Source organism: Caballeronia sp. M23-90 (assembly GCF_053574605.1).
The window spans coordinates 1-1,688 of record NZ_JBSIPA010000765.1 but is presented as its reverse complement, the minus strand read 5'-3'; the positions used below and the strand labels follow the sequence as shown (position 1 = coordinate 1,688).

Genomic DNA, 1,688 nt, shown 5'->3' with positions numbered 1-1,688 from the left:
GCGTGGCCGGTCACGCCGGCGTGACGCTGCGGCCGCTGGCGAAGGTTGCATCGGGCGGGGAACTCGCGCGGATCAGTTTGGCATTGGCGGTGATTGCAAGCACGGCGAGCCCGACGCCCACGTTGATTTTCGACGAAGTGGACACGGGAATTGGCGGCGGCGTAGCGGAAGTCGTCGGGCGGTTGCTCCATCAACTTGGACGCGACCGGCAAGTGCTGTGCGTCACGCACTTGCCGCAAGTCGCGGCGCGCGGCGATCATCACTTCCAGGTGGCGAAAGCCGGTGATTCATCGGGCGGTACGGTCAGCACGGTTACGCCTCTGGATAAATCGAAGCGCGTGGAAGAAGTCGCACGCATGCTGGGCGGACTTGAGATCACGGCGACCACGCGCAAGCACGCGAAGGAAATGCTGGCGGCGTGAATCAACGCGTAGCATCAAAACTCAACGATTTGCGCTCGTGGCAGACTAACCTAAGTTAGCTAAGGCCAAGGAGCTTATTGAGGATGAGGAAAACGAACTACTCTTCAGTGCGGCCAGCGTCTGGGAAGTGGCAATCAAGAACGGGCTGGGAAGACCCGACTTCAAAGTCGATCCGCATCTGTTTCGCCGGTCGCTGCTGGACAATGGCTACATCGAATTGGTGATCAGCAGCGCGCACACTGCGGCAGTCGCCAACTTGCCCGACCACCACAAAGATCTGTTCGATCGGCTGCTGATTGCGCAAGCAACGGTCGAGGGCATCACCTTGCTGACCAATGACGAAACGGTAGCTGAGTACAAAGCGAGCCCGATTCGCCTGGTCAAGTAAACGCCGCTACTCGTACTACCCAAACACCCGCGCCCAAAGCCCGCTCACTGCCTCCCTCTCGGCTGCGACCACGTCTGGCTCGACCCGCGCCTTTTCCATGCCATCTAGCCGCAGCGTGTGCTGCAACTTCCTGTACCGCCGATAAGCCGCCGCCACCGTTTCCGCTTCTTCGTCACTCATCACGCCAAAGCGCGCGGCATGTCCCAGCAGGGAGATATTGCCGAGATTGCGCACGAACTCGCCGTCCTCGCGTGAGTGCAGCAGCACCCAGAACTGCACGATGAACTCGATGTCCACCATCCCGCCGCGATCATGCTTCAGGTCGAAGAGCTTGCTTTTGTTCGGATGGCCGGCGTACACGCGCTCGCGCATCGCGACGATCTCCTGAGCGAGGGCATTGGCGTCGCGCGGCATGGTCAGGACGTGGGCGCGAATCTCTTCGAAGCGCGCGCCAATTTCGGCATCGCCGGCGCAATAACGTGCGCGCGACAAAGCCTGATGTTCCCAGACCCACGCCGTATTCGCGGCATCGCCTTCACGAATCTGATAGCGCCGGAACGACTCCACGCTTGTCACCAGCAGACCGGATTCGCCGTTTGGACGCAGGCGCAGATCAACGTCGAACAAGGTGCCGGCGCCGGTCGCCGTGGTGAGCCACGTGACGAGGCGGCGAGCGAACATGGCGTAGATATCGCTGGCGGAATCGTCGGGGTCGTCGTGGAGGAAGATCAAATCCAGATCCGACGCATAACCCAGCTCCTTGCCGCCGAGTTTCCCGTATGCGATCACGGAAAAGCGGGGCACCTCTCGATGCCGCTTCGGAAACTGCGCCCAGACCGTTTCGATGGTGACATCGAGCACGGCATCGGCCAGCGCCG

Annotated in this window: 1 protein-coding gene and 2 pseudogenes; 2 read left to right on the top strand and 1 reads right to left on the bottom strand. The window is 61.3% G+C overall.

Annotated features, from left to right (window positions below; translation table 11 throughout):
* Both ACRXB1_RS35640 and ACRXB1_RS35635 read left to right on the top strand, forming a co-directional pair.
* A pseudogene (locus tag ACRXB1_RS35640) lies at positions 1 to 422 on the top strand (DNA repair protein RecN); the annotation flags it as partial.
* A 70-nt stretch (positions 423 to 492) separates the two neighbouring features.
* Positions 493 to 810, top strand: a pseudogene (locus ACRXB1_RS35635) (type II toxin-antitoxin system VapC family toxin); the annotation flags it as partial.
* Between the two features lie 15 nt (positions 811 to 825).
* On the opposite strand, the gene ACRXB1_RS35630 reads toward ACRXB1_RS35635, so the two are convergent.
* Positions 826 to 1,688, bottom strand: an 863-nt coding sequence (locus ACRXB1_RS35630; protein WP_449494723.1) for a [protein-PII] uridylyltransferase family protein, incomplete at its 5' end; no start/stop codon positions are given.